This is a genomic window from Thiococcus pfennigii, assembly GCF_016583835.1.
Lineage (GTDB): Bacteria > Pseudomonadota > Gammaproteobacteria > Chromatiales > Chromatiaceae > Thiococcus > Thiococcus pfennigii.
The window spans coordinates 13,150-36,132 of sequence record NZ_NRRW01000038.1 but is presented as its reverse complement, the minus strand read 5'-3'; the positions used below and the strand labels follow the sequence as shown (position 1 = coordinate 36,132).

Sequence of the window (22,983 nt, the reverse complement as noted above, 5' to 3'; positions counted from 1 at the left end):
GGGCGGGGCCTACGAGCAGGGAGCGGCGGCTCACGACCGAGCAGCACCAGGCCATCATCCGGCTCGTCATCGGCCTGGTCGGCACCGTCTATCTGCTCGGCGCCAAGGCGAGCGGCTCGGAGGCGCTCGCCGGCCACTTCATCGTCTGGCTCGCGATCGCCTTCCTGGCGGCCGCCTCGCTGCTGTTCGTGGGGATGCTGTTCCGGCCTGCCCCATCACGGGCGCGGCGGATCGCCGGCATCGTCCTCGACATGACGACGACATCGGTCGCGATGGGCGTGGCCGGGGAACAGGGTGCGCCGTTGCTCGCCGTCTATCTGTGGGTGATCATCGGCAACGGATTTCGGTTCGGCCTGGCCTACCTGGCGCTCGCCTCGGCGGCCGCCCTGCTCGGCTTCGGGGCGACCATCCTCTGGTCGCCCTATTGGGGCGCCCACCTGCTGCTGAGCACCAGCCTCCTGTTGGTGCTGCTCGTGATCCCGCCCTATATGGCGGTCCTGATGCGCCGACTGACGGTGGCGATCGAGCGTGCCAACGAGGCGAGCCGGGCGAAGAGCCAGTTCCTCGCGAAGATGAGCCACGAACTGCGCACGCCGCTCAACGGGGTGATCGGCATGAGCGACCTGCTGATGGATTCCCGCCTGACTCGCGAGCAACTCACGTTCGCCCGCACGATCCAGACCTCGGCGACGGCGCTGCTCGGAATCATCGAGAATATCCTGGATTTCTCGAAGATCGAGGCGGGCCGGGTGACGCTGGAGTCGGTCGAATTCGACCTGCATCGCCTGCTCACCGACACGGTCAAGATGTTTCGTCCTCAGGCCCAGCGCAAGGGACTGGCCCTGGATCTGCGCATCGATCCAAAGGTGCCCTTTCGGCTGAAGGGCGATCCGCTGCACCTGCGTCAGATCATCATGAATCTGCTCGGCAACGCGGTGAAGTTCACCGAGGCGGGATGGGTAGAGCTGCGCGTCGCGCCGGCCGCGCCGCTCGTTGCCGAGGCGCCCGTGCAGCTGTGCTTCGAGGTCGAAGACACCGGGATCGGCATCGCCCCCGCCGACCAGCGACACATCTTCGAAAGCTTCCGTCAGGCCGACAGCTCGACGACGCGTCGCTTCGGCGGCACCGGCCTGGGCACGGCGATCGCACGCGAGTTGGCGCAGCTGATGGGCGGGGAGATCGGTCTCGAGAGCACCCCCGGCAAGGGGTCGCGGTTCTGGGTTCGGCTGCCCTTCGCGCGCGACGAGGGGGCCGAGCGCGAACGCGTCGCCGATGGGCGTTTCGCCGATCTGAGGGCATTGGTCGTCGCCCGTGGCGTGGTGGCCGAAGACCTCACCCGGTGGCTGGACGGCTGGGGGCTCGACCATCACCTCACCGCCTCCTCGGCCCTCGCGTTCGCCGAACTGATCGAGGCCGCGCGTGCCGACCGGCCCTACGGGGTGGTGCTGGTCTGCGCCGATTGCCTCGAGCTGGAGCCTGAGCAGTTCGCCGCTGGCGTGCGTGCCGAGTCACTACTCGGCGCGCCGGGGCTCGTGCTCGTCAATGCCCCCTTCGCCAGCGGGGGCGAGGGGCGTTGGCACGAGGTCGGCTATCTGGCCGTCCTCTACGAGCCGCTGGACAAGAGCCTCGTCTTCAATGCCGTCCATGCCGCGGTCAGCGCGCAGGATTTCCCGGACGACGTCGTCTCGCTGGCGGAGCGCTATCGCCGTCTGGCGGCGCCCGAGCAGGGCGGACTGCGGATCCTGGTCGCCGAGGACAACGAAACCAATCGTCTGGTCCTCCAGGGTCTGCTCGAACGGCTCGGTCACCAGGTGACCCTCGTCGGCGACGGCGAGGCGGCCCTCGATGCCCTGACCGACGAGTCCTTCGACCTGATGATCCTGGATCACAACATGCCGGGCCGCAGCGGCCTGGAGGTCTACAAGACCCATCGGTTCATGCTCTCGCCGCGTGCGGTGCCGACGATCATCCTGACCGCGGATGCCACCCCCGAGGCGCAGGCGGACTGTCGGGAGGCCGGGGTCGACGCCTACCTGACCAAGCCGGTCGAGACGGCGAAGCTCTTGGAGGTCATCGCCGCGCTGAGTCATCGCGCTGCGAATCGCGAACCGCGGCCTTGCGAGGCCCCGGCCGAGGCATCCCCGTTGGGGGCGAGCAACATGCTCGACGAAGACAAGCTGGGGGCGCTGCTGCGAATCGGTGCCGGCCCGGACTTTCTCGGCGAGCTGATCGGCGGATTTCTGCGCGATAGTCAGGGTTCGATCGAGCGGATGGCGAGCGCCCTTGCAGAGCGGGACTATCCGGCCCTGCGCGCCGCCGTCCATGCACTGAAGGGAAGCGCCGCGGAACTCGGTGCGCTGCGCCTCATCGCCCTGTGCGGCGAACTGCGTGCCTTGCGACCCTTCGAACTCGATTCGGCCAGGGCCACGGCGTTGCTCGCCGAACTGCGCGTCGCCCACGCTGAGACGGCACGCCTGCTCGAGGCGTTCTCGCACCGCGAGCAGCGGTGACCCGCGACCCCTCCCGCGCTCTGCGACTGTGCACGTCTTCAAGGTCGGGCGAACGCACGAAGACCAGCCCATCGGCGAGGATCGATGGGCCTCGTGCCTCTGTGCATCCACCGCGGCGCAGCAGTCGCCATAGCCAAGCTATTGCAACGACTCGTAACACTGCCGCGCGCATCGGGCGTCGTGGCGGTCTTCACCTAGCTGGTGAGCAGCGTGATCGGCTAGCGTGCCAGGCGGGCCAGGTGGCGCTGGTAGCGGGCCATGATCCAGCGATGGACCGGTGCCTGCGTCCAGCGGTAGACAGGCCAGGGTAGGGCCGGGGCGTAGTCGTGGATCGCGGCCATCGTGTAGCGCTCGCCGAGCAGGGTCTGAAACTCGAAGCGGGCGCAGCCCGGCGCGTCCGAGCGGCTCAGCAGGCCGCCGGCGATGCGGTAGACCTGGCGCTGTGCCGTGCTCTCGGCGGCCATCCGGCGCAGCGACAGCAGCCGCCAGCGCGGGGCGCGCAGCCAGATGGTCCAGGAGCCGTCGGCCGCCCGGGTGGTGACGACGAATGGCCACAGGGCGCGTTCGAGCCAGCGGAAATAGTTGCCGGCGACCCAGGCGGCGTCCTGCCCGGGCGGCAGGATGATGCGCTGGATCGAGCGGACCAGGCCGGCCCGGCGGTGCCGGGTCCGCTCGGGTCCGATCAGCGGTGTGCGCGGGTTGGGCAGCGAGCGGCGCCGCTGCTCGTCGAGGACCCCGGCGAGCGCCGCGCGAAACGGCACCGCGTCCGGCGCGATGCGGGCCAGCAGCGGGTTGTCGTGCAGGATGGTGTCTTGGGGCAGGCTCTCGATGACCGGGGCGATGAGCGCTAGCGGGGCCCGGCCGACGACCCGCGCCGCCAGCGCGGCGAGCCCGACCGGCAGCAGCCGGGTCGTGAAGACGGTCCTGGGCCGCCCGAGCAGGTCCGCCGTCTCGCGCACCATCGTCTCGTAGCTCAGGCACTCGGGGCCGCCGATGTCGAACGGGCCGCGGTAGCGCTGCGGCTCGCCGAGGCAGCAGCGCACGGCGCGCACCAGGTCGGGCAGTGCGAGTGGGCGGGTCACCGAGCGGGCCGCGCGCGGCAGCGGGATGACCGGCAGGCGGCGGACCAGGTCGACGAGCAGGCTGGTCGCCGAGCCGCCGGGGCCGACCACGAGCCCGGCGCGCAAGGCCGTGACCGGGGTGCCGCGCGAGGCGAGCACCATCTCGACCTCGCGGCGGCTCCAGAGGAGCGGCGAGATGTGGAAGCCCTCGGGGATCAGCCCGCCGACGACGAGAATCTGGCGGATCCCGTTCTCGGCCGCGGCCTGGGCGAAGTTGTCGGCCAGGACCAGATCCATGTCGGCCGGTTTGGCCTGGGTGAGGCGCGAGGACGGGACGAGCGAATGGACCAGGTAGATCGCATATTCGATGCCCACGAGCGCGGCCCGCACCGCATCGAGCGAGAACAGGTCGCACTCGCGTCGGATCAGCCCAGGGTCGCGCTGCGGCGCCCGAGCGACCAGCATCGACCGGGTCAGGGCGAAGACCTGGTAGCGGTCGGTGAGGCTGCGGCAGAGCGCAGTGCCGATGAAGCCGCTCGCCCCGGCGATCGCGAGCCGAGGTCTCGGCGGTGTCTGGTCGTCTCGTGGATCCGTCATCGATCGGTTGGCGTCTCGTGGTTCACGGTCGCGTGCGCGGCCGCTGACCCCGATGATAGCGGATCGATGAGTATCGTTGGACGATTCGAAGGCGGCCCGGCCGTCGGGTTACGGTGTGCGCGGGCCGGTTCGTTCGCAGCGACCGCGGTGCGGGTGCGCCTCACCCGACCACGGGCCGTGGCTATCTGCTCCGGGGCTGGAGATCGGGTTAGCCCCCTGGGGGCGTAACCCGACGGCCGGCAATGTGGTGCCTAGGCCGGCGTCGGGTTACGGCGCGCGTCGGGCTGATCGTTCGCGGCGACCGCCGTGCGGGCGCGCCTAACCCGACCTACGGGCCGTGGCTATCTGCTCCGGGGCCGGAGGTCGGGTTAGCCCCCTGGGGGCGTAACCCGACGGCTGGCGATGTGATGCCTAGGACCAGTCCGGCGCCCGCGGCACCACGCGGTGGGTGCCCGGCGGCATCGTCGGGCGGATCCGTCGGTGGATCTCGGCGGCGGTGGTGCCGCACTGGCGGAAGTAGTAGCGGGCGAAGCGCTGGTCCTCGGCAATGTGGTTCACCAGCCAGCACTTGATGAACTCCAACTGCTCGTCGTCGAGCCGTTGGGGTCGGCCGGCCCGGCGGTCCTGCTCGAGCCGCCGTGCGAGGTCGACGAGTTCGGCGAGGTGCAGGGCGTGTTCGCTCATGTGCTCCGGATATTCCGGGTAGTCGATGCCGTTGAGGAAGGACTCTTCGGCCCGGAAGTGTCGGCGCAGCGCCTCGGTCAACTCGTGCAAGCGGGCCAGTTGTTCGGCGGCCAGGTCATCGTCGAGCGATCGTGGCCCTGGTGCTGGCGGCGGGTCGACGGGGTCGCGACTCGCCTCGATGAGCCGACTGACCCGCCCCGCCAGTGCGCGGTGATCGGCGTCGAGCGTATCGATCCCCAGGAGCCATCGGTCCAGCCAGACCAGCGAAGATACCATCACGGTCACCTCATGCTCGGTTTGTGGTCTGAAATGAGACAAGGCCTCGTCGAGACCTCTCCCGGCAGTGGTCGGCTGTGCGGAACCTTTCGCTATTATATGCCCGGCGTCAAATCGAGGGCGAAAAAAGGTTGACGGAGGTTGGTGTCCTTTGGTTCGGGTCGGTTTCGGGCGTCAGAAACGCGCGCAGGACCCGGACGTACTCCTCGGGGCGCTCGAGCATCGGCAGATGACCGGAGCCATCCATCCAGTGGACCGCGCATTGCGGGATCAGGTTCCCCGTGAATTGGACGTTCGCCACCGGCATCAGGTCGTCCTGGCGGCAGGCGATCAGCAGGGTCGGCGCCTGGAGCCGCGCGGCCGCGACGTCGATGAGGGGGTCCGTGGCCCCGGCGGCGCAGGCGTTGGCCGAGGCGGCGTCGAGCTCGAGGAAGTCCTGGTAGAGCCGGTCGATCAGTTCGCGCTCGGGCGGTAGGCGGTGGAAGTAGCGCGCCGCCATCCGCTCGGCGAAGAAGGGCGCCCGCGCGAGCGGTGTCTTGCGCAGGCCCAGCGACAGGCGGAAGGCGAGCGCGACGACCTTGAAGAACTTGCGCTGGGCGTCGGAGGTGAACAGGCACAGCGAGGTCAAGACCAGGCGGTCGACCCGCTCGCGCTCGGCATCGGCCACCAGGATCCCCATCGCCCCACCCATCGAGTGGCCGACGATTTGCACCCGTTCGATCCCGAGCGCATCGAGGATCCGCGACAGCGAGGCGGTCTGCTCGTGCATGCCCTGCGGGGTGGCGACCGGCTGGGAGCGGCCGGTGCCCGGCAGGTCCGGGACGATGACCCGGGTCGTCTGCGAGAGGGCCTCGGCCGTCAGCCGCCAATAGCTGCTGGAGGCGCCCCAACCGTGGACGAGGAGCACCGGCAACTGGTCGCTCGGTCGCTCGGGCTCCCAGACGTCGAAGACCAACGGTCCGCCGGCGAAGTCGAGCGAGTGCTCGTGGCGGCCGGGCGATCGGGCGGTGGCGGGCATGGTCGGCGATGCGCTCGGGCGGGCGGTCCGGGGCTCATCGGCCCTCGGCCGGCGCCTCTTCGTCTTCGAGGAGGCGCGGGCGATCGAGTATCTGGCCGTCGAGGCGCGGCAGGCCGTCGTCGCCGAGCGTGAGCCGCCCCTCGGCCAGCCAACGCACCGCCAACGGATAGATCAGGTGCTCCCTCTGCAGGACCCGGGCGGCGAGGGTCTCGGGCTGGTCGCCTGGCAGGACCGGGACCCGCGCCTGGACGATCACGGGGCCGCCATCGAGTTCGTCGGTGACGAAGTGCACGCTCGCCCCGTGCACGCGGGCGCCCGACTCCAGTGCCCGGCGATGGGTGTGCAGTCCGCGCAGGTCCGGCAGCAGCGAGGGGTGGATGTTGAGCAGCCGGCCGCGGTAGTGGGCGACGAACCGCGGTGTCAGGATGCGCATGAAACCGGCGAGGAGCAGGATCGTCGGGCGGAACTCGTCGATGAGGCGGGCGAGGGCGCGGTCGTAGTCGTCGCGCGACGCGCAGCCGCGGTGGCTGAGGACACGCGTGGCGATCCCGGCCGCGCGGGCGCGCACCAGGCCGTAGGCCTGCGGCTCGTTGCTGATGACGGCGGCGATGCGCACCGGCAGCCCGTCGCGTTCGGCGTCGATCAGGGCCTGGAGGTTCGTGCCCCCGCCCGAGATCAGCACGATGCAGCGTGCCGGCTCCGGGGCGGTCATGCGCCGTGCGCCCCGCCGCCGGTCAGCTCGACGACCGGGCGGTCGTCGCCGGTGGCGACATGGCCGATGACCCAGGCCTCCTCGCCGGCCGCGGCGAGGGCCGCGCGGGTCCGCTCCGCGTCCTCGGCGGCGACGCAGACGACCATGCCGACCCCGCAGTTGAAGGTCCGCAGCATCTCGGCCTCGGCGACGCCGCCCTGCGCCTGGAGCCAGCCGAACACCGCCGGGCGCTGCCAGGAATCGAGGTCGATCACGGCCTTGGTCCCGGTCGGCAGGATCCGCGGCAGGTTCTCGGTAAGGCCGCCGCCGGTGATGTGGGCGAGCCCATGGACCGACAGGGCGCGGGTCAGCGGCAGCAGGGAGCGCACGTAGATCCGCGTCGGCGCGAGCAGTCGTTCGGCGAGCGGCACGCCGTCGAGCGGCTGCTCCAGGTCCGGCTGGCGGGTCTCGATGATCTTGCGGATCAGCGAGTAGCCGTTGGAGTGCGGGCCAGAGGAGGCGAGGCCGATCAGGACGTCACCGACGGCGACGCGCTGCGGCGTGATCAGGGCCTCCCGCTCGACGATGCCGACGCAGAAGCCGGCCAGGTCGTAGTCGCCGCCGGCATAGAGGCCGGGCATCTCGGCGGTTTCCCCGCCGGTCAGCGCGCAGCCGGCCTGGCGGCACCCCTCGGCGATGCCGGCGACGACGGCGGTCGCGACCTCGACGTCGAGCCGGCCGGTCGCATAGTAGTCGAGAAAGAACAGGGGCTCGGCGCCGGTCACCAGGATGTCGTTCACGCACATCGCGACCAGATCGATGCCGACCGTGTCGTGGCGCGCAAGCTCGATGGCGAGCTTGAGCTTGGTGCCGACCCCGTCGGTGCCGGAGACGAGGACGGGCTGGCGGTATTGACCCCAGGGGAGCTCGAAGAGCGCGCCAAAGCCACCGAGGCCGGCGAGGACCCCGGGGCGCGCGGTCGCCGCGGCGAGCGGCTTGATTCGCTCGACCAGGCGATTGCCGGCATCGATGTCGACACCGGCATCGCGATAACTGAGAGACTCTGAAGGGGTGGCGGAAGGATCCTGGGCCACGCTCGGCTCCATCGCTTGGGGGGATGGCGCATTCTAGCAGTGGCCGGGGCGGGGTCAATGGCGCTATCTTACCCGCCCGACGACAACGCGCTCCCCGGGCCGCCGCAGCGGCGGGGTCGCCGGTCCGTGTCGCGGCCGCTCCGCGCCGGGCGCGATGGAACGGCCCTTGGCGCCATTCTCCCGACATCCTGAAAAGATCGTGCGGCTGCAACACCTACCCAACATCATCACCTTCGCCAGATTGCTGACCGTCATCCCGGTCGTCCTCCTGCTGCTGGAGCGCGAGTTCGGCTGGGCCCTGACGCTCTTCGCCCTGGCCGGCCTCTCCGACGGGCTCGACGGCTTCCTCGCCAAGCGCTATGGCTGGCAGACGCGCCTAGGTGGCATCCTGGACCCGCTCGCGGACAAGACCCTGCTGCTGGCCTGTTTTCTGGTCCTCGGTATTCTCGGCCTGATCCCGCTCTGGCTCGTGGTGGCCGCGATCCTGCGCGATCTGGTCATCATCGGCGGGGCTTTGGTCTACAACCTGCTCGTCGAGGACCTCGACGCGGCGCCGCTCCTGACGAGCAAGGTCAACACGGTGCTCCAGATCCTGCTGGTGGTTACCGCAATCGCCGACGCCGGTCCGCTGGACCTCCCGGCGGGCCTGATCGAGGCCCTCACCTGGGGCTGTCTGGTGACCATCCTGGTCAGCGGCGTCCAGTACGTCTACCTCTGGTCGCGCAAGGCGGCCGAGCGCGAGTGGCGCCGTTAGAGCGACCTGTCAGTTGCGGCGCTCGAGGTCGTCGAACAGGGTGCGGATCAGCGGCACGGTCGGGCGGCGTTTCTCGCGCAGGCTCGCCTGATCGAGGGCGTCGAGGACCGCGAGTAGGCCGCGCGGGTCGCGCGGCGAGCGGCGCATGATGTAGGCGATCGCCGGTTCGCCGAGGTCGAGGCCGCGGGTGCGGGCCGCCGCGCGCAGCAGGGCCGCGCAGTCGCGATCGGTCAGCGGTTGCAGTTGGAACGCCGGTCCCCAGCCGAGCCGCGAGCGCAGATCGGCGAGGCCGAGCGGCAGGTCGCCGGCCGGGCGGTCGGCGCTGACGAGCAGCGTCCGCCCAGCCTCGCGCAGGCGGTTGTAGAGGCCGAAGAGGTCGCGCTCCCAGTCGGGGTCCCCGGCGATCCGCTCGACGTCGTCGAGCGCGACCAGTTCTACGTGCTCCAGGCCCTCGAGCACGGCCGGGACCAGTCGGTCCTCGCCGAGGGGCAGGTAGGCGGCGGTGCCGCCGCGTTCGACGCGCGCGTGGCAGGCAGCGTGGAGCAGGTGGCTCTTGCCGGTGCCGGGCGGGCCGAACAGGAAGAGGTAGGGCTCACCGTCGGTCGCGACGGCGGCGCGCACGGCGGCCGCCGCGACGGCGTTGGGCCCGGCGACGAAGGTCTCGAAGCGCGCCTCGGGTCGCGGCAGGATCGGCAGCGGGATCTGGCCGACAGGCGACGACACGGCGGGCCCCGGTGGCGTCAGGCGCGTGTGCCGAGTGCCTGCGCGGTCTTGGCCAGGCGCCGACCAAGGGCCTGACAGAGGCGTCGCTCCTCGTCGCTCAACGGCCGCTTGGCGTCGCTGCCGGCGACGTGGGTGGCCCCGTATGGGGCGCCGCCGGTGGTCGTGTTCACGAGGTCCGGCTCGCTGTAGGGCAGCCCGAGAAGCAGCATGCCGTGGTGCAGCAGCGGCAGCATCATGCTCAGCAGCGTCGATTCCTGGCCGCCGTGCAGGGTGCCGGTCGAGGTGAAGACGGCGGCCGGCTTGCCGGCCAGCCCGCCCGACAGCCACAGCGAGCTGGTGCCGTCGAGAAAGAACTTGAGCGGGGCGGCCATGTTGCCGAAGCGGGTCGGGCTGCCGAGGGCGAGGCCGGCGCAGTCGCGCAGGTCCTCGAGCGTCGCGTAGGGGGCGCCGCTCGGCGGCACGCTGTCGGCGATCGCCTCGCAGACGGTCGAGACCGGCGGCACCGTGCGCAGCCGCGCCTCGATGCCGACCGTCTCCTCGACGCCGCGGGCGATCTGGTGGGCCATCGCGGCCGTGGCGCCGTGGCGACTGTAGTAGAGGATTAGGATGTAGCTCATGTTCCGGGGGCTCCGGTGTTCTGGTCGGTGAGACTCGCTGTGGCGAGCGCCGGGCGGGCCTCCATTCTACCCGTAATGGCCGCGATGGCGCGTCGATCGGTGGTGGGCGGGTTGCGTCGGGGCTGTGCCCTGGGGTTCCATCGCCCGGTGCCCGTTCGATCCGATGACCTGGAGGTGGCGATCATGCACCACGATGACCCCGGCAATGCCCCCCGCTCCGGCAAAGAAACGGCCGCCCCCCTCTGCCTGCGTTGCCTGGTAGCCGGTCGCGTGCAGGGGGTCGCCTTCCGTGCCTCGGCCCGCGCCCAGGCGCTGCGCCTGGGCGTCGCCGGCCATGCCCGCAACCTCGCCGATGGACGGGTCGAGGTGCTGGCCTGCGGTCCGGCCGCGGCGCTCGCCGAGCTGCGGCGCTGGCTCGCGCGCGGCCCGTCGCGCGCCGAGGTCGAGGAGGTGACCTGCGAGTCGCTGCCCTACCGCGCCCTGTCCGGGTTCGATACGCGCTGACGCGCTCGGCTGGCCGGTCATTGGCCGCGAACGTTGATCGCCAGCCGCGCCGGCCGCTACGTCTCCGCTGTGCTCTCCCGTTGGTCGCGACGGATCCGCCGTGGGGATTGGCTCACCAGGCGCTGCGCCCGGCGTCGTGGGCCGCGGCGAGCGCCCGGCCGCGCGCCTCGTCGATGCCGCGCGTCGCGACGAGGGCCAGCGCGAACAGCAGGATGCAGAGCAGGACCGCGGTCTGGAGCCCGACCAGGGCCTGCACCAGGCCGATCGCGAGCAGCCCCAGCATCCCGGCGAGCTTCATCGCCATCCCCCAGAACCCGAACAGCTCGGCCGAGCGCGACAGGGGCGCGAACAGTCCGACCAGGGTGCGCGTCGCCGACTGGCAGGCCCCGAGGCTGGTCCCGGCGACACAGCCGACGACGAGGAAGATGTACTGCGCCGGCCAGTCGAGCCCGAAGGCGGCATGCAGGCCGGTGCTGATCGCCGGCGTCAGGTAGATGAGCGCGATCGCGACCATCCAGAGCACGAGCGTGATCGCGTAGGTGCGCAGCGCCCCGAGGCGGTCCTGGATGAAGCCGAAGCCGAGCGCCCCGGCCGCCGCGGTGAGTTGGACGAGGACGAACATCAGGGTCCGCACCGACTCGTCCCAGCCGATCACCTGGGCGCCGTAGATGAAGGCGTAGGCGATGATGATGTAGATGCCGCTCATCGCGAAGAGGACCGAGACCAGCAGCATGGCCAGGTCGCGGTGGGCGCGCAGGTGGTGAAGGGTCTGGCCGACGCGCGCGAGGCCGATGCGCAGATAGCCGCTGCCCGGCGGCAGCGGGCGCGGGGTGCCGCGCTCGCGCACCCAGAGGAAGGTCGGCAGCGCGGCGACCAGGAAGAAGAACGCGGTCCAGGGGCCGATCCAACGGATCCGCTCGAAGTTCTCGGCGCTGACCTCGCCGAGGACGGCGAGGACGAAGATGGCCGCGAGCAGCCCGCCGATGTAGCCGATCCCCCAGCCGAGGCCGGAGATCTTGCCGAGGTCCTCGGGCGGCCCCAGGCCGGGCAGGAAGCTCGCGATGAAGGACTCGCCGATCGAGAAGGCGAAATTCGAGACGATCAGGAGGACGACGCCGAGCAGGGCATAGCCGGGGGCGACGAAGTACAGGGCCGCCGTCGCCGCGACCGTCAGCAGATAGCTCGCGAACAGGAACCGCTTCTTGCTCGCCGTGTAGTCCATGATGGCGCCGGCGACCGGCGAGCAGAGCAGCGCGAGCAGGTAGCTCGCGGCCAGCGCGAGGCTCCAAAGCAGATTGCCCAAGCGGTAGTCCGGGGCGTCGCCGACGATGACCCGGGTGAAGAGGTCGCCGAAGACGACCGTGATGATCAGCAGCGTATAGGCCGAGTTGGCGAAGTCGAACATCGCCCAGCCGAGGATCTCCCGCTTGGGGGCGCGGGTGCGGGGGGTCATCGCGCGGCCGTCTCGGGTGCCGCGCCCTCGGTCGGGCGGACGAGCGTCACCCAGAGGAAGGTCTCGCCGCCGATTGCGCGGGGCGTGGCGTCCTCCCACCGCAGGCCCACGGCCTCGGCCTGGGCGCGCAGTTCCTCGGGCGTTGCGTGGCTGTAGAAGAGCGCCTGGCCCATGAACTCGATCGTGCCGTCGAAGCGCTTGGCCCCCGTGTAGGCACGGGTCGCGTAGGTGAAGAGGAAGCGCCCGCCGGGGCGCAGCCAGTCGCGCACCCGGGCGAGGAGGGCGGGGTGGTCGCGGCGCGGGACGTGGAACAGGCTGTAGATGGCAGTCACCGCGTCGAAGCGCCGCGGGGCGAGGCGCACCGCGCGCATGTCGGCCTGGATCCGCTCCATCTCGGGGACGTAGCGCGCCGCGAGGGCGAGCATGGCCGGGCAGAAGTCCACCCCGGTCACCCGCCAGCCGCGGTCGAGGAAGGCGCGCGCGCACGGCTCCCCGGCGCCGCAGCCGAGGTCGAGGAGGGTGCCGCAGGCCGGCAGGCGGGCGAAGAGGTCCTCGAGCACGGCGCGCATGTCGAAGAGGCCGCGGTGGGCGTCGTAGGTCTCGGCCAGCGCGTCGTACGCGGCCAGCAGTTGGTGGTCGGCGCCCATGCAGCCTCCGTTGACGATGCGGGGCTCGCTCGCGAAGACCGTCATTGTACGCCAGCCGCGGGGGCGATGCGGGTGCGGCGGCGAAGGTCGGGGGGCGGGCGCCAGCGGCGCGGATGGCTCATGGGCGCCGGCCGGCGGCCTTCGATGCCGCCGGCCGCGCCCGTCGAGCGGGTGGGTCGACCCGGCTCAGCCGCGTTCGTTCAGCCAGCGGCCGATCGCCGGGGTGACCTCCTTCTGCGCCTTGCCGCTGACGTAGATGCCGATGTGCCCGCCGGGGAAGGCGAGCTCCGTGTAGTCCTCGCTGGAGGTCAGTCCCGCGAGGGCCTTGGAGGCATCCGGCGGCACCAGGTGGTCCTGCATCGCGTAGATGTTCAGGACCGGGCAGCGGATGTTGCGCAGGTCGACCTCCTGATCGCCGATCAGGACGCCGCCGTTGATGAAGCCGTTGCGCTGGTAGAAGTCCTTGATGAACTGGCGGAAGGTTTCGCCGGCCTGGTCCGGGCTGTCGAAGATCCACTTCTCCATCCGCAGGAAGTTCTTGACCTTGTCCTCGTCGTCGAGCAGGTCGACCATGTTGACGTACTTCTGGCCGGTCAGGCTGAAGGGCTTGAGCGACAGGAAGGTCCAGTTGAGCAGTTCGCCCGGGATGTTGCCCATGGTGTCGACGGCCAGGTCGACGTCGACGTTCTGGACCCAGGCCGAGAGCAGGTTGCCCGGGGTCTGGAAGTCGACCGGCGTGACCATGGTGACGAGGTTTTTGACCTTCTCGGAGTGCAGGGCCGTGTAGCAGAGGCTGAAGGCCCCGCCCTGGCAGATCCCGAGCAGGTTGACCTGGTCGACGCCGTGGGTCTCGCGCAGGTAGTCGACGCAGCGGTCGATGTAGCCGTTGATGTAGTCATCGAGGGTCAGCGCCCGGTCGGCCTGATCCGGGTAGCCCCAGTCGATCAGATAGACGTCCTGACCGGTGGCGAGCAGGCCCTTGATCGTCGAGCGATCCTCCTGGATGTCGGTCATGTAGGGCCGATTGACGAGGGCGTAGACGATCAGCAGCGGGATCGTCTGGGTCGCCACCTGCGCCGGGCGCCGGTAGCGGTAGAGGACCAGCTTGTCCTCGCGGTGGACGACGTCCTTGGGGGTGACGCCTGTGTCGATCTGGTCGGCCTTGAGCAGGTTCTGCATACCCTCGCCGAGCTTGCGGCTGTACTCCAGCATCTCCTCGGTCAGCTTGTCGGGCCGGATGTCGATCGGGAATGGGGACACGGCACTCTCTCCTGGTGGCGATGGACGGGCGGCCGACATCACTGGCCGGTGGTGGGCTTGGTGGTCTTGCGGCGGGTCGTGGTGCTGCGCTTGGGCGCCGCGCTCGCCGCCGGGGCCGTCGCCGGCGCGGGCCGGGTCGTGGGCTGGGCGGAGGCCTGGGGCGCGGGCTGGGCGCCGCCGGCCAAGGCCGCGACCTGCCGCTTCAGCGTCTCGATCTCTTGGCGCTGGCGCTTGCCCTCGCGGCGCGACTCCTGGAGCCGATCCTGGAGCGTGCGCAGCTCGCTGCGGGTCGGCATGTTCATCGCGCCGAGGACCTCGTCGACCATGGTCGACATGCGCTGCTTGAGGGCCATCTGGGCGTTGACGAGGCGGCCGTGGATGTGCGCGTAGTCGGCGGAGCTGACCTCCTCGGCATAGACCTCTTCGCAGCAGCCGACCCAGGCGTCGTAGAGGGTGCGCGCCGACTCGATGGCGACGCCCTTCTCGGCCTGTCCCTGCAGGAAGGCGCGCATCCGCTCGAGGGACTTGACACCGAGCTGGCCGAAGAAGCCGTTGTATTCGTTCAGGGCCGACTGGTACTCCAGCGAGCGGCGGATCAGATCCTGGTAGCGGGCCTGCTCCTCGCGCGTGTAGCCGAGCCCGGGTGCCGAGAGGATGCGGTCGACGCTGTCCCTGACTTGGTCGTGCGGCATGTTGCGCAGCAGGTCGCCGGGCACCGGGGACAGCGAGGACATGGTGCGCTGCCAGTTGTCGAGCGGCATCTCCCAGAAGGCCATCAGGCGGCGGAAGGTCTCGTCGCCTTCGATCCGGCCGCTGGCGAAGGCCTTTTGCATGTCGTCGATGGTCTTCGAGAGGGTGTCCCAGCCCTGCGTACCGCTACTGCCGCCGAGGCCCTTCGTGAAGTAGTCGGTGAGGCCGAAGAAGGCCTTGCCCTGCTCGGCGAGCTTCTCCATGAAGTCGCGAACCAGGTCGTTGGGGGCGGCGGGCGAGACCGTCTGCCACCAATGATCGAGGGCGCCGGCCCAAGGATTGGCCGGGGTCTTCTCCAGACCCAAGGTCTTGCGGCCGAGCTCCGACCAGGTCTCCCAGTACTTGCGTTGGATGTCCAGCCAGTCGCTGGTCTTGTTGGCCGTATCGTTCACGGTGAATCTTCCTCGTCTGGGGCGTGATAGCATGAAGCTAGCACGGAAATTTGTGCACTGCAACAAAGGGGCGTAGACTCTTGAAGATACAGCCCCTAGAGCCTTCGCGAGGCGTCCTCGAGCGGTCCCGGCGGGGCGCGCCGGCAGGTGGCTGGGCGGCGCGCTCGCGACCAGGATCCGGCGTTCGGGCGGCCGCGTCGAGGCGTTGGCCGGGCCGGCCCATCGCTTGCGATATGACGGTGGCGTCGCGACTTCCAACTTTCGATCCAAATGCCAACCGGCAGAGACCTGAGGCAGAGACCTGAAAATGAGTGAGACAATCGTGATCGTGGCGGCGGCCCGCACCGCCGTCGGCAGCTTTGGCGGCAGCCTGGCGTCCCTCCCGGCGACCGAACTCGGCGCGACCGTGATCAAGGCCCTGCTCGAGCGGGCGGGCATCGCCCCCGAGCAGATCGACGAGGTGATCCTGGGGCAGGTGCTGACGGCCGGGGTCGGCCAGAATCCGGCGCGTCAGACGACGCTCGCCGCCGGCCTGCCCGAGAAGGTGCCGGCGATGACCATCAACAAGGTCTGCGGCAGCGGTCTGAAGGCGGTCCACCTGGCGATGCAGGCGGTCGCCTGCGGCGATGCCGAGATCGTCGTCGCCGGTGGCCAGGAGAGCATGAGCCAGTCGACGCACGTCCTGCCGCGCTCGCGCTCCGGGCAGCGGATGGGGGATTGGATGCTGAAGGACACCATGATCGTCGACGGGCTCTGGGATGCCTTCAACCAGTGCCACATGGGCGTGACGGCCGAGAACATCGCGACCAAGTACGGCTTCACGCGCGAGTCGCAAGACGCCTTCGCGCTCCAGTCCCAGCAGAAGACCGAGGCCGCCCAGAAGGCCGGGCGCTTCGCCGATGAGATCGTCCCGGTCGCGATCCCGCAGCGCAAGGGCGACCCGATCGTCTTCGACGCCGACGAATTCCCGCGCCACGGGACCACGGCCGAGGGGTTGGCCAGGCTCCGCCCGGCCTTCTCGAAGGATGGCACGGTGACCGCCGGCAATGCCTCGGGCATCAACGACGGCGCGGCGGCGGTGATCGTCATGACCCAGTCGAAGGCCAAGGCGCTCGGCCTGAAGCCGATCGCCCGCCTCGTCGCCTTCGCCAGCGCCGGCGTCGATCCGGCCATCATGGGCACCGGGCCGATCCCGGCCTCGACCAAGTGCCTGGAGAAGGCCGGCTGGAAGCCCGCGGATCTCGACCTGATCGAGGCCAACGAGGCCTTCGCCGCCCAGGCGATGTCGGTCAATCAGGAGATGGGCTGGGACCTGAGCAAGGTCAACGTCAACGGCGGGGCGATCGCCCTCGGGCACCCGATCGGCGCCTCCGGGGCGCGCGTGCTGGTCTCGCTCCTCTACGAGATGCAGCGACGCGATGCCAAAAAGGGCCTGGCGACCCTCTGCATCGGCGGTGGCCAGGGCGTGGCGCTGGCCGTCGAGCGCGACTGACGGGGCCGCGGCGAGGGCGAGGTCCTCGCCGCCGATGGCCGTCGCCGGGGCGTCGACCCGACGCCCCCGCGACGCCGACAGGAACCATGCCCCGCCCGGAGTCACGATCCAATGACCACAATTCGTGTCATCAAGAAGTACCCCAACCGCCGGCTGTACGACACCGAGGTCAGCCGCTACATCACCCTGGCCGACGTCCGCGACCTGGTCATGAAGTGCGTGCCGCTCCGGGTCATCGATACGGCCAACGAGGCGGATATCACCCGGGCCATCCTCTTGCAGATCATGCTGGAGGAGGAGAGCGGCGGCCAGCCGCTGTTCAGCGCCAACATGCTCGCCCAGATCATCCGCTTCTACGGTGGCACCCTGCAGGGGCTCTTCGCCCGCTACCTCGAGGAGTCGCTGGAGGTCTTCGCCAAGCAGCAGCAACAGATCCAGCAGACCTGGGGCGAGGGTCCGCTGGACGCGATGGGCCGCCTCGCCCAGCGCAACATGCGGATTTGGGCCGAGATGCAGCAGGAGTTCCTGCGCGCGGCCGGCTTCGACCGCGACGTCCAGCAGGACGACGAAAACCCGCGACGCTGACGCGTCGAGCGACCGAAGGCCCGTAGGTCGGATTTGGCGCGCCGGCACGGCCTCCCTATCAGCCGAGGAGAGGTTGGTCGCACCCCCGTAACCCGACTGCGGCCTCGGCGGGTGCCGCCCGGAGGGGCCGACCCGACGCGGCTCGCCGGCGATCCGGTGTCGGTGCGGCTTCAGCCGCAGGAAGGCCGTGACCCGGCGGCCTACCGTGCGGCCTCGCTACCCTCGAGCACCGGGCCTAGTGTCTCGCTTCAAGAGATACCGAGGCCGCTCTTTCATGTGACCCTAACGATTCGAGCACCGCAGGAGCCCGCTTGCGGGCGAGCGGCTCGCGCGGCGGCGAAGATCGCCCGCAAGCGGGCTCCTACCACGCGAGGGTGGCAGGCCGCAGCGTGCGGTCTCGGGAATTGTGCAGTCTTGCACTAGTAGTGCGTCCCGCGCCAGGAGGGGCTGGCGTGGTGCTGGCCCCGAGGCGTTCCGGGTCGCTGGCGCGCCGCCCGCGGCGATGCGAAAAGGGCTTGACAAAGGGTCCGTCGGTCGATATTGTGCACTGCAACAATTGCTGCAACGCACAAAACGGAGATTCTTCGGATGACCATCAACGAGACTGTGAAGACCGCGACCGACATGACGGCCAAGGGGATGGATCGGTTCAACTCGATGGCCGAGCTGAACATGCGGACCTGGGAGAGGCTCGCCGGCCGTCAGATGGACGTCTTCGGCCTGTGGCTGGAGCAGGGCATGCGCCTGGCGACGCTGGCGACCGAGTCGAAGAGCTACACCGACTACGTCAAGGGCCAGGTCGAGATCGCCAAGGACGTGAGCGAGCGCATGATGGCCGAGACCAAGACCAACATGCAGCTGCTCGGCGAGGTCCGCGACGACTACCGCGTCTGGTACGAGCGTGGCATGTCCGAGCTCTCTTCGGAACTTCGCCAGGCCGTCGCGGCCTGAGCACTGACGAGAACTTCCGTCGGGCTTGGCGAGGTCGGGAGGCGGGGGCCGCGCGCGTCGGATCGCGAGGGTGGCCCCCAGGGGGCGGTCCAGGGATGGATCGCCGCCGATTCGAACCGAAAGACCCTGGTCAGATCCTCTGGCCGTGGGTGCGGGCGATGGCAAGGCGGCAGAAGCGGATCGACCGATCCGGATTTTTGCGCGGGTCGGCAGGCAACCGCTATCTTCCGGGATGGGCGTTGTCGCCGTCGTCGGTCCGTTCGACAATAAATAGAGTATTTTAGGAGGAAATCGATTATGGCGGAACAAGCGAAGGTCGCCCTCGTCACAGGTGGCATCGGCGGCATCGGCACCGAGATCTGCCGGCGCCTGGCCAGTCAGGGCTGCGTCGTGGTCGCGAACCACCACCCGTCCGAGCAGGCCACGGCGGACGCCTGGAAGCAGGAGCGCGTCGCCGAAGGCCTCGCCTGCGACACGATCGCCGCCGACGTCTCCTCGTTCGAGGATTCGGCGCGGATGGTCGAGGCGATCAAGGCCCAGCACGGCCAGATCGCGATCCTCGTCAACTGTGCGGGCATCACCCGGGACAAGACGTTCAAGAAGATGGAACCGTCTCAGTGGACGGATGTCATCAACGTCAATCTGAATAGCGTCTTCAACGTGACCCGTCAGGTCTGGGAAGACATGCTCGAGGCCGGTTTCGGGCGTATCATCAACATCTCGTCGGTCAACGGGCAGCGTGGCCAGTTCGGTCAGGCCAACTACTCGGCGGCGAAGGCCGGCATGCACGGCGTCACGATGGCCCTGGCCCAGGAAGGGGCCGCCAAGGGCGTTACGGTCAACACCGTCTCGCCCGGCTATGTCGAGACGGCGATGACTCAGGCGATGCGCGAGGACGTCCGCGAGGCGATCGTCTCGGGCATCCCGATGCGGCGCATGGCCTCGCCGGCCGATATCGCCTCCGCGGTAGCCTTCCTCGCGGCGGACGAGAACGGCTACATCACCGGTGCCAACCTCCCGGTGAACGGCGGCCTCTTCATGCATTGATCGCCGCTCGACCGGCGCGCGAGGCGCGCACGGCCCCGAAAGGCATTTACCGGCGGCCGGTCCCGAAGGGGCGGGTCGATCGGGCAACGGACTTTACAGTGTCCTCCTCGTCTCTCTCATCATGAGACGTTTTATAGCCCGGCGCCCGCCGGGCTTTTTTTTGTCCGAACCACCCCTGTGCGCCACCGCGGTATCATGTCCCGTTCGAACGGTGACGGGGATCGAACCATGATCGAGATCGCGACCTTGCGCGCGTACTGCGACGGGCTGCTGCGGGCCGCGGAGTGGGCCGACTACTGCCCGAACGGCCTCCAGGTCGAGGGCGATCGGCCGGTGCGGCGCCTGATGACCGGGGTCACGGCCTGTCAGGCGCTCGTCGACGCCGCGGTGGCCTGGAAGGCCGACGCGCTGCTCGTGCATCACGGCTATTTCTGGAAGGGCGAGGCGGCGCCGCTGGTCGGGATCAAGGGGCGGCGCGTGCGCACGCTGATGCGCGCCGGCCTGAGCCTGTTCGCCTATCATCTGCCGCTCGATGTCCACCCGGAACTCGGCAACAATCGCCGCCTCGGCGCGCAGCTCGGCGTCCTCGCGCCGCAACCGTTGGCGGGCGGCGACGACCTCCTATGGTGCGGGCGGATGCCGACGCCCTGCGCCGGCGCAGCCCTCGGCCGGTCGATCGCCGTGGTCCTTGGGCGCGTGCCGGTCCACGTGGCGGGCCACGCCCGAGCGATCGAGACGCTTGCCTGGTGCACCGGCGCCGCCCAGGGGCGGATCGAGCAGGCGGCGCTCGCGGGCGCCGACGCCTTTCTCAGCGGGGAGATCTCCGAACAGACGGCCCATCTAGCCCGCGAACTCGGCATCGACTACTTCGCCGCCGGGCACCATGCCACCGAGCGCTATGGCGTGCAGGCGCTCGGCGCCCATTTGGCCGAGCGGTTCGGTCTCGTTCACCACTATGTCGATATCGACAATCCAGCCTGATTTTTCAGTCGTTTGGCATCTTCTTCAGGCCGCGGGCGAGCCCTTGATGGGGATTGTCAACTTGACCGGTCAAGTCCCGATCGTGGAAAATTCGCGATCGACTTTGTAGACCATTAGCATATTCTTGTATTCATCAAAACACCTGGTCAAGCTCGGGTGACTCCGATCGGGTGGCCAGCGATCCTTCGGCGGGGGCCATGGGAATTATGAAGACAGAAGGCGTGAGTAAAACCAGGCGACGCATCCTCGTCGCCGCGACGAGCCTGGTCGGTGCCGCCGGCGTCGGCTACGCGCTCGTCCCGTTCGTCTCGGCGATGAATCCGAGCGCCAAGGCCCGTGCGGCCGGCGCCCCGGTGCGCGCCGATATCAGCAAGCTCGAGCCGGGCGCCCTGTTGCGCGTCGAGTGGCGCGGCAAGCCGATCTGGATCGTGCACCGCACCCAGGAGATGCTCGAGGCGCTGCCGAGCCTCGATGCCAAGCTCGTCGACCCCAACTCCGAGGTGCCGCAGCAGCCGGAGTACTGCAAGAACCCGACGCGCTCGATCAAGCCCGAGTACCTGGTGGCGATCGGCATCTGCACCCACCTGGGCTGCTCGCCGACCTACCGGCCCGAGGTGGCCCCCGATGACCTCGGCGCGGACTGGAAGGGCGGCTTCTTCTGCCCGTGCCACGGCTCGCGCTTCGACCTGGCGGCGCGGGTGTACAAGGGTGTGCCGGCCCCGACCAACCTGGTGATACCGAAATACACCTACCTCAACGACACGACCATCCTCGTCGGCGAGGATGGTGAAGGAGCCGCCTGATGAGCACAGAGACCACCGGCTTCCTCGGCTGGATCGATAAGCGCTTCCCGCTTACCAAGGTCTGGAACGAGCATCTCGCCCAATACTACGCGCCGAAGAACCTGAACTTCTGGTCGTTTTTCGGTTCCCTGGCCATCCTGGTCCTCGTCATCCAGATCCTCTCCGGCGTCTGGCTGGCGATGAGCTACAAGCCCTCGGCCGACGGCGCCTTCGCCTCGGTCGAGTACATCATGCGCGATGTCGAGTGGGGCTGGCTGATCCGCTACATCCACTCGACCGGCGCCTCGGCCTTCTTCCTCGTCATCTATCTGCACATGTTCCGCGCGCTGCTCTGGGGCTCGTACCGCAAGCCGCGCGAGCTCCTGTGGATGATCGGCGTCGTGATCTATCTGGCGATGATGGCGACCGCCTTCTTCGGCTACCTGCTGCCATGGGGGCAGATGTCCTACTGGGGCGCCCAGGTCATCGTCAACCTGTTTGCGGCGGTGCCGAATGTCGGCCCGGATCTGGCGGTCTGGGTACGCGGCGACTACGTCATCTCCGACGTCACCCTCAACCGCTTCTATGCCCTGCACTTCCTGCTGCCGTTCATCCTGGCGGCCCTGGTCTTCGTCCATATCGTCGCGCTGCACCGGGTCGGCTCGAACAACCCGGACGGCATCGAGATCAAGGAGAAGAAGGACGCGAACGGCATCCCGCTGGACGGCATCCCCTTCCATCCGTACTACACGGTGAAGGATCTCACCGGGGTCGTCGTCTTCCTGGCGTTCTTCTCGATCATCCTGTTCTTCGCCCCGGGCTTCGGTGGGCTCTTCCTCGAACCGCCGAACTTCCAGCCGGCCAATCCGCTGCAGACCCCTGCGCACATCGCGCCTGTCTGGTACTTCACCCCGTACTACGCGATGCTGCGTGCGGTGCCGCCGATCGCCGGCTCCCAGTTCCCCGGCGTCGTCGTGATGTTCAGTGCGATCCTGGTGTTCTTCTTCCTGCCGTGGCTCGACCGCAGCCCGGTCAAGTCCATCCGGTACAAGGGCATCGTCTCCAAGGTCGCCCTCGGGATCTTCGTCGTCTCGTTCGTCGTCCTGGCTTGGCTCGGGATGCTGTCGTCGACGCCTCTGCGGACCCTGGCCGCGCAGGTCTTCACGGTTCTCTATTTCGCGTTCTTCCTGCTGATGCCGATCTACAGCAAGCTGGACAAGACCAAGCCCGTTCCGGAGAGGGTTACCCTATGAGCAAGCCGATTGCCGCATTGATCCTGTTGCTGTCGCCGATGCTGGCCTTCGGCGCGGGCGGTGGTGGGGTTCACCTCGAGAAGGCCAAGATCGATCTCGACGACAAGGAGTCCCTGCAGCGCGGCGCCCAGTACTACGTCGACCGCTGCATGGGCTGTCACTCGCTGAAGTACCATCGCTACAACCGGATGGCCCAGGACCTCGGCATCGACGAGGCCGACCTGCGCGCGGACTTCATCCACGACAATGGCCAGCCTGGCGATCTGATGGAGATCGCGATGCGCCCCGAGGACGGCGAGAAGTGGTTCGGCACCGCGACTCCGGACCTGACGCTCGTCACCCGCTGGCGCAGCCCGGACTGGGTCTACACGTACCTGAAGAGCTTCTACGTAGACCCGAACCGGCCCTATGGTGTCAACAATCTGGTCTTCCCCGACGTCGGCATGCCGCATGTGCTGGGCGGCCTCCAGGGCGTACAGAAGGCGGTCTACGAAGAGAAGGGCCACGGAGATGAGGCGCACCAGGTGATCGAGGGCGTGGAACTCGTCGAGCCCGGCACCCTGTCGCCGCAGGAATACGATCAGATGGCCCGTGATCTGACGGCGTTTCTGACCTATATCGGCGATCCGGTCATGCAGGAGCGCCGCGACCTCGGCGTCAAGGTGCTCCTGTTCCTCGGCGTGCTGTTCGTCTTCGCCTACGCGCTGAAGAAGGAATACTGGAAGGACGTCCACTGATCCCTCGGTTGTCTCGGCCAGGTCGGCACAGGGAGGTGCCGTCCGGCGGGGCGTCGGTCCGCGCGACGGCGGTCGGCTCCGCCCCTCCCGTCGCGGATCGGTTATGATCCTGACCGATCCCGCT

The 22,983-nt window shown here is 69.1% G+C and carries 22 protein-coding genes; 11 read left to right on the top strand and 11 right to left on the bottom strand.

The genetic code is table 11. The annotated features are described in order from the left end of the window. Positions 1–2,510, top strand: a 2,510-nt coding sequence (locus CKO41_RS12600) for an ATP-binding protein (protein ID WP_200382531.1), incomplete at its 5' end; no start/stop codon positions are given. Positions 2,511–2,728: 218 nt separating this feature from the next. On the opposite strand, the gene CKO41_RS12595 is transcribed toward CKO41_RS12600, so the two are convergent. The 5 genes from CKO41_RS12595 to purM form a co-directional block, all read right to left on the bottom strand. Then, positions 2,729–4,168: an NAD-dependent epimerase/dehydratase family protein gene (locus CKO41_RS12595; protein ID WP_200382530.1), complete on the bottom strand. Its 1,440-nt coding sequence runs from the start codon at positions 4,166–4,168 to the stop codon at positions 2,729–2,731. 411 nt (positions 4,169–4,579) lie between these two features. Beyond that, positions 4,580–5,128, bottom strand: a complete 549-nt coding sequence (locus tag CKO41_RS12590; RefSeq protein ID WP_200382529.1) for a bacteriohemerythrin — start codon at positions 5,126–5,128, stop codon at positions 4,580–4,582. 109 nt (positions 5,129–5,237) lie between these two features. Then, on the bottom strand, positions 5,238–6,146 hold the full coding sequence (locus CKO41_RS12585; RefSeq protein ID WP_200382528.1) for an alpha/beta fold hydrolase: 909 nt from the start codon (positions 6,144–6,146) through the stop codon (positions 5,238–5,240). A 34-nt stretch (positions 6,147–6,180) separates the two neighbouring features. After that, positions 6,181–6,858, bottom strand: coding sequence for a phosphoribosylglycinamide formyltransferase (gene purN / locus CKO41_RS12580; RefSeq protein WP_200382526.1), 678 nt, complete (start codon positions 6,856–6,858; stop codon positions 6,181–6,183). Then, entirely contained in the window at positions 6,855–7,931 is a 1,077-nt protein-coding gene (gene purM, locus CKO41_RS12575; RefSeq protein WP_200255113.1) for a phosphoribosylformylglycinamidine cyclo-ligase, read from the bottom strand. Before purM ends, purN begins: the two co-directional genes overlap by 4 nt. Before the next feature lie 199 nt (positions 7,932–8,130). Here purM and CKO41_RS12570 point away from each other — a divergent pair, with 199 nt between their 5' ends. Further along, positions 8,131–8,685, top strand: coding sequence for a CDP-alcohol phosphatidyltransferase family protein (locus CKO41_RS12570; RefSeq protein WP_200255115.1), 555 nt, complete (start codon positions 8,131–8,133; stop codon positions 8,683–8,685). Positions 8,686–8,694: 9 nt separating this feature from the next. Here CKO41_RS12570 and hda read toward each other — a convergent pair whose 3' ends face one another. Further along, a complete protein-coding gene (hda, locus tag CKO41_RS12565; RefSeq protein WP_338115580.1) occupies positions 8,695–9,408 on the bottom strand; it encodes a DnaA regulatory inactivator Hda in 714 nt (237 codons plus the stop codon). 17 nt (positions 9,409–9,425) lie between these two features. Next, positions 9,426–10,025, bottom strand: coding sequence for an NAD(P)H:quinone oxidoreductase (wrbA, locus tag CKO41_RS12560; RefSeq protein WP_200255119.1), 600 nt, complete (start codon positions 10,023–10,025; stop codon positions 9,426–9,428). A gap of 183 nt (positions 10,026–10,208) precedes the next feature. On the opposite strand from wrbA, the gene CKO41_RS12555 reads away from it, so the two are divergent. After that, on the top strand, positions 10,209–10,529 hold the full coding sequence (locus CKO41_RS12555) for an acylphosphatase (RefSeq protein WP_200382525.1): 321 nt from the start codon (positions 10,209–10,211) through the stop codon (positions 10,527–10,529). 112 nt (positions 10,530–10,641) lie between these two features. On the opposite strand, the gene CKO41_RS12550 is transcribed toward CKO41_RS12555, so the two are convergent. The 4 genes from CKO41_RS12550 to phaE form a co-directional block, all read right to left on the bottom strand. Then, positions 10,642–11,982: an MFS transporter gene (locus tag CKO41_RS12550; protein ID WP_200382524.1), complete on the bottom strand. Its 1,341-nt coding sequence runs from the start codon at positions 11,980–11,982 to the stop codon at positions 10,642–10,644. Then, the gene (locus CKO41_RS12545; protein ID WP_242464302.1) at positions 11,979–12,674 is read right to left on the bottom strand and encodes a class I SAM-dependent DNA methyltransferase; all 696 of its coding nucleotides are present in this window, start codon (positions 12,672–12,674) and stop codon (positions 11,979–11,981) included. The genes CKO41_RS12550 and CKO41_RS12545 overlap by 4 nt, the downstream gene beginning before the upstream one ends. Positions 12,675–12,815: 141 nt before the next feature. Continuing rightward, positions 12,816–13,889, bottom strand: a complete 1,074-nt coding sequence (locus CKO41_RS12540; protein ID WP_338115579.1) for a class III poly(R)-hydroxyalkanoic acid synthase subunit PhaC — start codon at positions 13,887–13,889, stop codon at positions 12,816–12,818. Positions 13,890–13,927: 38 nt separating this feature from the next. Beyond that, positions 13,928–15,031, bottom strand: coding sequence for a class III poly(R)-hydroxyalkanoic acid synthase subunit PhaE (gene phaE / locus CKO41_RS12535; RefSeq protein ID WP_200382522.1), 1,104 nt, complete (start codon positions 15,029–15,031; stop codon positions 13,928–13,930). Between the two features lie 307 nt (positions 15,032–15,338). Between phaE and CKO41_RS12530 the strand changes: the two genes are divergently transcribed. The 8 genes from CKO41_RS12530 to CKO41_RS12495 all read left to right on the top strand — a co-directional run bounded on the left by CKO41_RS12530 (position 15,339) and on the right by CKO41_RS12495 (position 22,859). Continuing rightward, positions 15,339–16,523 (top strand): acetyl-CoA C-acetyltransferase, encoded by a 1,185-nt coding sequence (locus tag CKO41_RS12530; RefSeq protein ID WP_200382521.1) that lies wholly within the window; start codon positions 15,339–15,341, stop codon positions 16,521–16,523. A 111-nt stretch (positions 16,524–16,634) separates the two neighbouring features. Continuing rightward, a complete protein-coding gene (phaR, locus tag CKO41_RS12525; protein WP_200253068.1) occupies positions 16,635–17,108 on the top strand; it encodes a polyhydroxyalkanoate synthesis repressor PhaR in 474 nt (157 codons plus the stop codon). A gap of 588 nt (positions 17,109–17,696) precedes the next feature. Then, positions 17,697–18,059: a phasin family protein gene (locus CKO41_RS12520; RefSeq protein WP_200382520.1), complete on the top strand. Its 363-nt coding sequence runs from the start codon at positions 17,697–17,699 to the stop codon at positions 18,057–18,059. Between the two features lie 297 nt (positions 18,060–18,356). Then, positions 18,357–19,106 carry an acetoacetyl-CoA reductase gene (gene phbB, locus CKO41_RS12515; RefSeq protein ID WP_200382518.1) on the top strand — a complete coding sequence of 250 codons (750 nt, stop codon included), beginning with the start codon at positions 18,357–18,359 and terminating at the stop codon, positions 19,104–19,106. A gap of 228 nt (positions 19,107–19,334) precedes the next feature. Beyond that, entirely contained in the window at positions 19,335–20,087 is a 753-nt protein-coding gene (locus CKO41_RS12510) for a Nif3-like dinuclear metal center hexameric protein (RefSeq protein WP_200382516.1), read from the top strand. A 206-nt stretch (positions 20,088–20,293) separates the two neighbouring features. Beyond that, entirely contained in the window at positions 20,294–20,890 is a 597-nt protein-coding gene (gene petA / locus CKO41_RS12505; protein ID WP_200382513.1) for a ubiquinol-cytochrome c reductase iron-sulfur subunit, read from the top strand. Then, positions 20,890–22,122 carry a cytochrome b gene (locus tag CKO41_RS12500; RefSeq protein WP_200382512.1) on the top strand — a complete coding sequence of 411 codons (1,233 nt, stop codon included), beginning with the start codon at positions 20,890–20,892 and terminating at the stop codon, positions 22,120–22,122. The genes petA and CKO41_RS12500 overlap by 1 nt, the downstream gene beginning before the upstream one ends. Beyond that, a complete protein-coding gene (locus tag CKO41_RS12495) occupies positions 22,119–22,859 on the top strand; it encodes a cytochrome c1 (protein ID WP_200382510.1) in 741 nt (246 codons plus the stop codon). The genes CKO41_RS12500 and CKO41_RS12495 overlap by 4 nt, the downstream gene beginning before the upstream one ends. Positions 22,860–22,983: the final 124 nt, after the last annotated feature.

Excerpts from the sequence above, each read along its gene's own strand:
- CKO41_RS12550 (WP_200382524.1), bottom strand. The coding sequence starts at position 11,982 with ATGACCCCCCGCACCCGCGCCCCCAAGCGGGAGATCCTCGGCTGGGCG.
- CKO41_RS12585 (WP_200382528.1), bottom strand. The coding sequence starts at position 6,146 with ATGCCCGCCACCGCCCGATCGCCCGGCCGCCACGAGCACTCGCTCGAC.
- wrbA (WP_200255119.1), bottom strand. The coding sequence starts at position 10,025 with ATGAGCTACATCCTAATCCTCTACTACAGTCGCCACGGCGCCACGGCC.
- CKO41_RS12595 (WP_200382530.1), bottom strand. The coding sequence starts at position 4,168 with ATGACGGATCCACGAGACGACCAGACACCGCCGAGACCTCGGCTCGCG.
- CKO41_RS12495 (WP_200382510.1), top strand. The coding sequence starts at position 22,119 with ATGAGCAAGCCGATTGCCGCATTGATCCTGTTGCTGTCGCCGATGCTG.
- CKO41_RS12555 (WP_200382525.1), top strand. The coding sequence starts at position 10,209 with ATGCACCACGATGACCCCGGCAATGCCCCCCGCTCCGGCAAAGAAACG.
- CKO41_RS12530 (WP_200382521.1), top strand. The coding sequence starts at position 15,339 with ATGAGTGAGACAATCGTGATCGTGGCGGCGGCCCGCACCGCCGTCGGC.
- CKO41_RS12545 (WP_242464302.1), bottom strand. The coding sequence starts at position 12,674 with ATGACGGTCTTCGCGAGCGAGCCCCGCATCGTCAACGGAGGCTGCATG.
- CKO41_RS12520 (WP_200382520.1), top strand. The coding sequence starts at position 17,697 with ATGACCATCAACGAGACTGTGAAGACCGCGACCGACATGACGGCCAAG.
- CKO41_RS12500 (WP_200382512.1), top strand. The coding sequence starts at position 20,890 with ATGAGCACAGAGACCACCGGCTTCCTCGGCTGGATCGATAAGCGCTTC.
- CKO41_RS12510 (WP_200382516.1), top strand. The coding sequence starts at position 19,335 with ATGATCGAGATCGCGACCTTGCGCGCGTACTGCGACGGGCTGCTGCGG.
- purN (WP_200382526.1), bottom strand. The coding sequence starts at position 6,858 with ATGACCGCCCCGGAGCCGGCACGCTGCATCGTGCTGATCTCGGGCGGG.
- petA (WP_200382513.1), top strand. The coding sequence starts at position 20,294 with ATGAAGACAGAAGGCGTGAGTAAAACCAGGCGACGCATCCTCGTCGCC.
- phbB (WP_200382518.1), top strand. The coding sequence starts at position 18,357 with ATGGCGGAACAAGCGAAGGTCGCCCTCGTCACAGGTGGCATCGGCGGC.
- CKO41_RS12590 (WP_200382529.1), bottom strand. The coding sequence starts at position 5,128 with ATGGTATCTTCGCTGGTCTGGCTGGACCGATGGCTCCTGGGGATCGAT.
- phaR (WP_200253068.1), top strand. The coding sequence starts at position 16,635 with ATGACCACAATTCGTGTCATCAAGAAGTACCCCAACCGCCGGCTGTAC.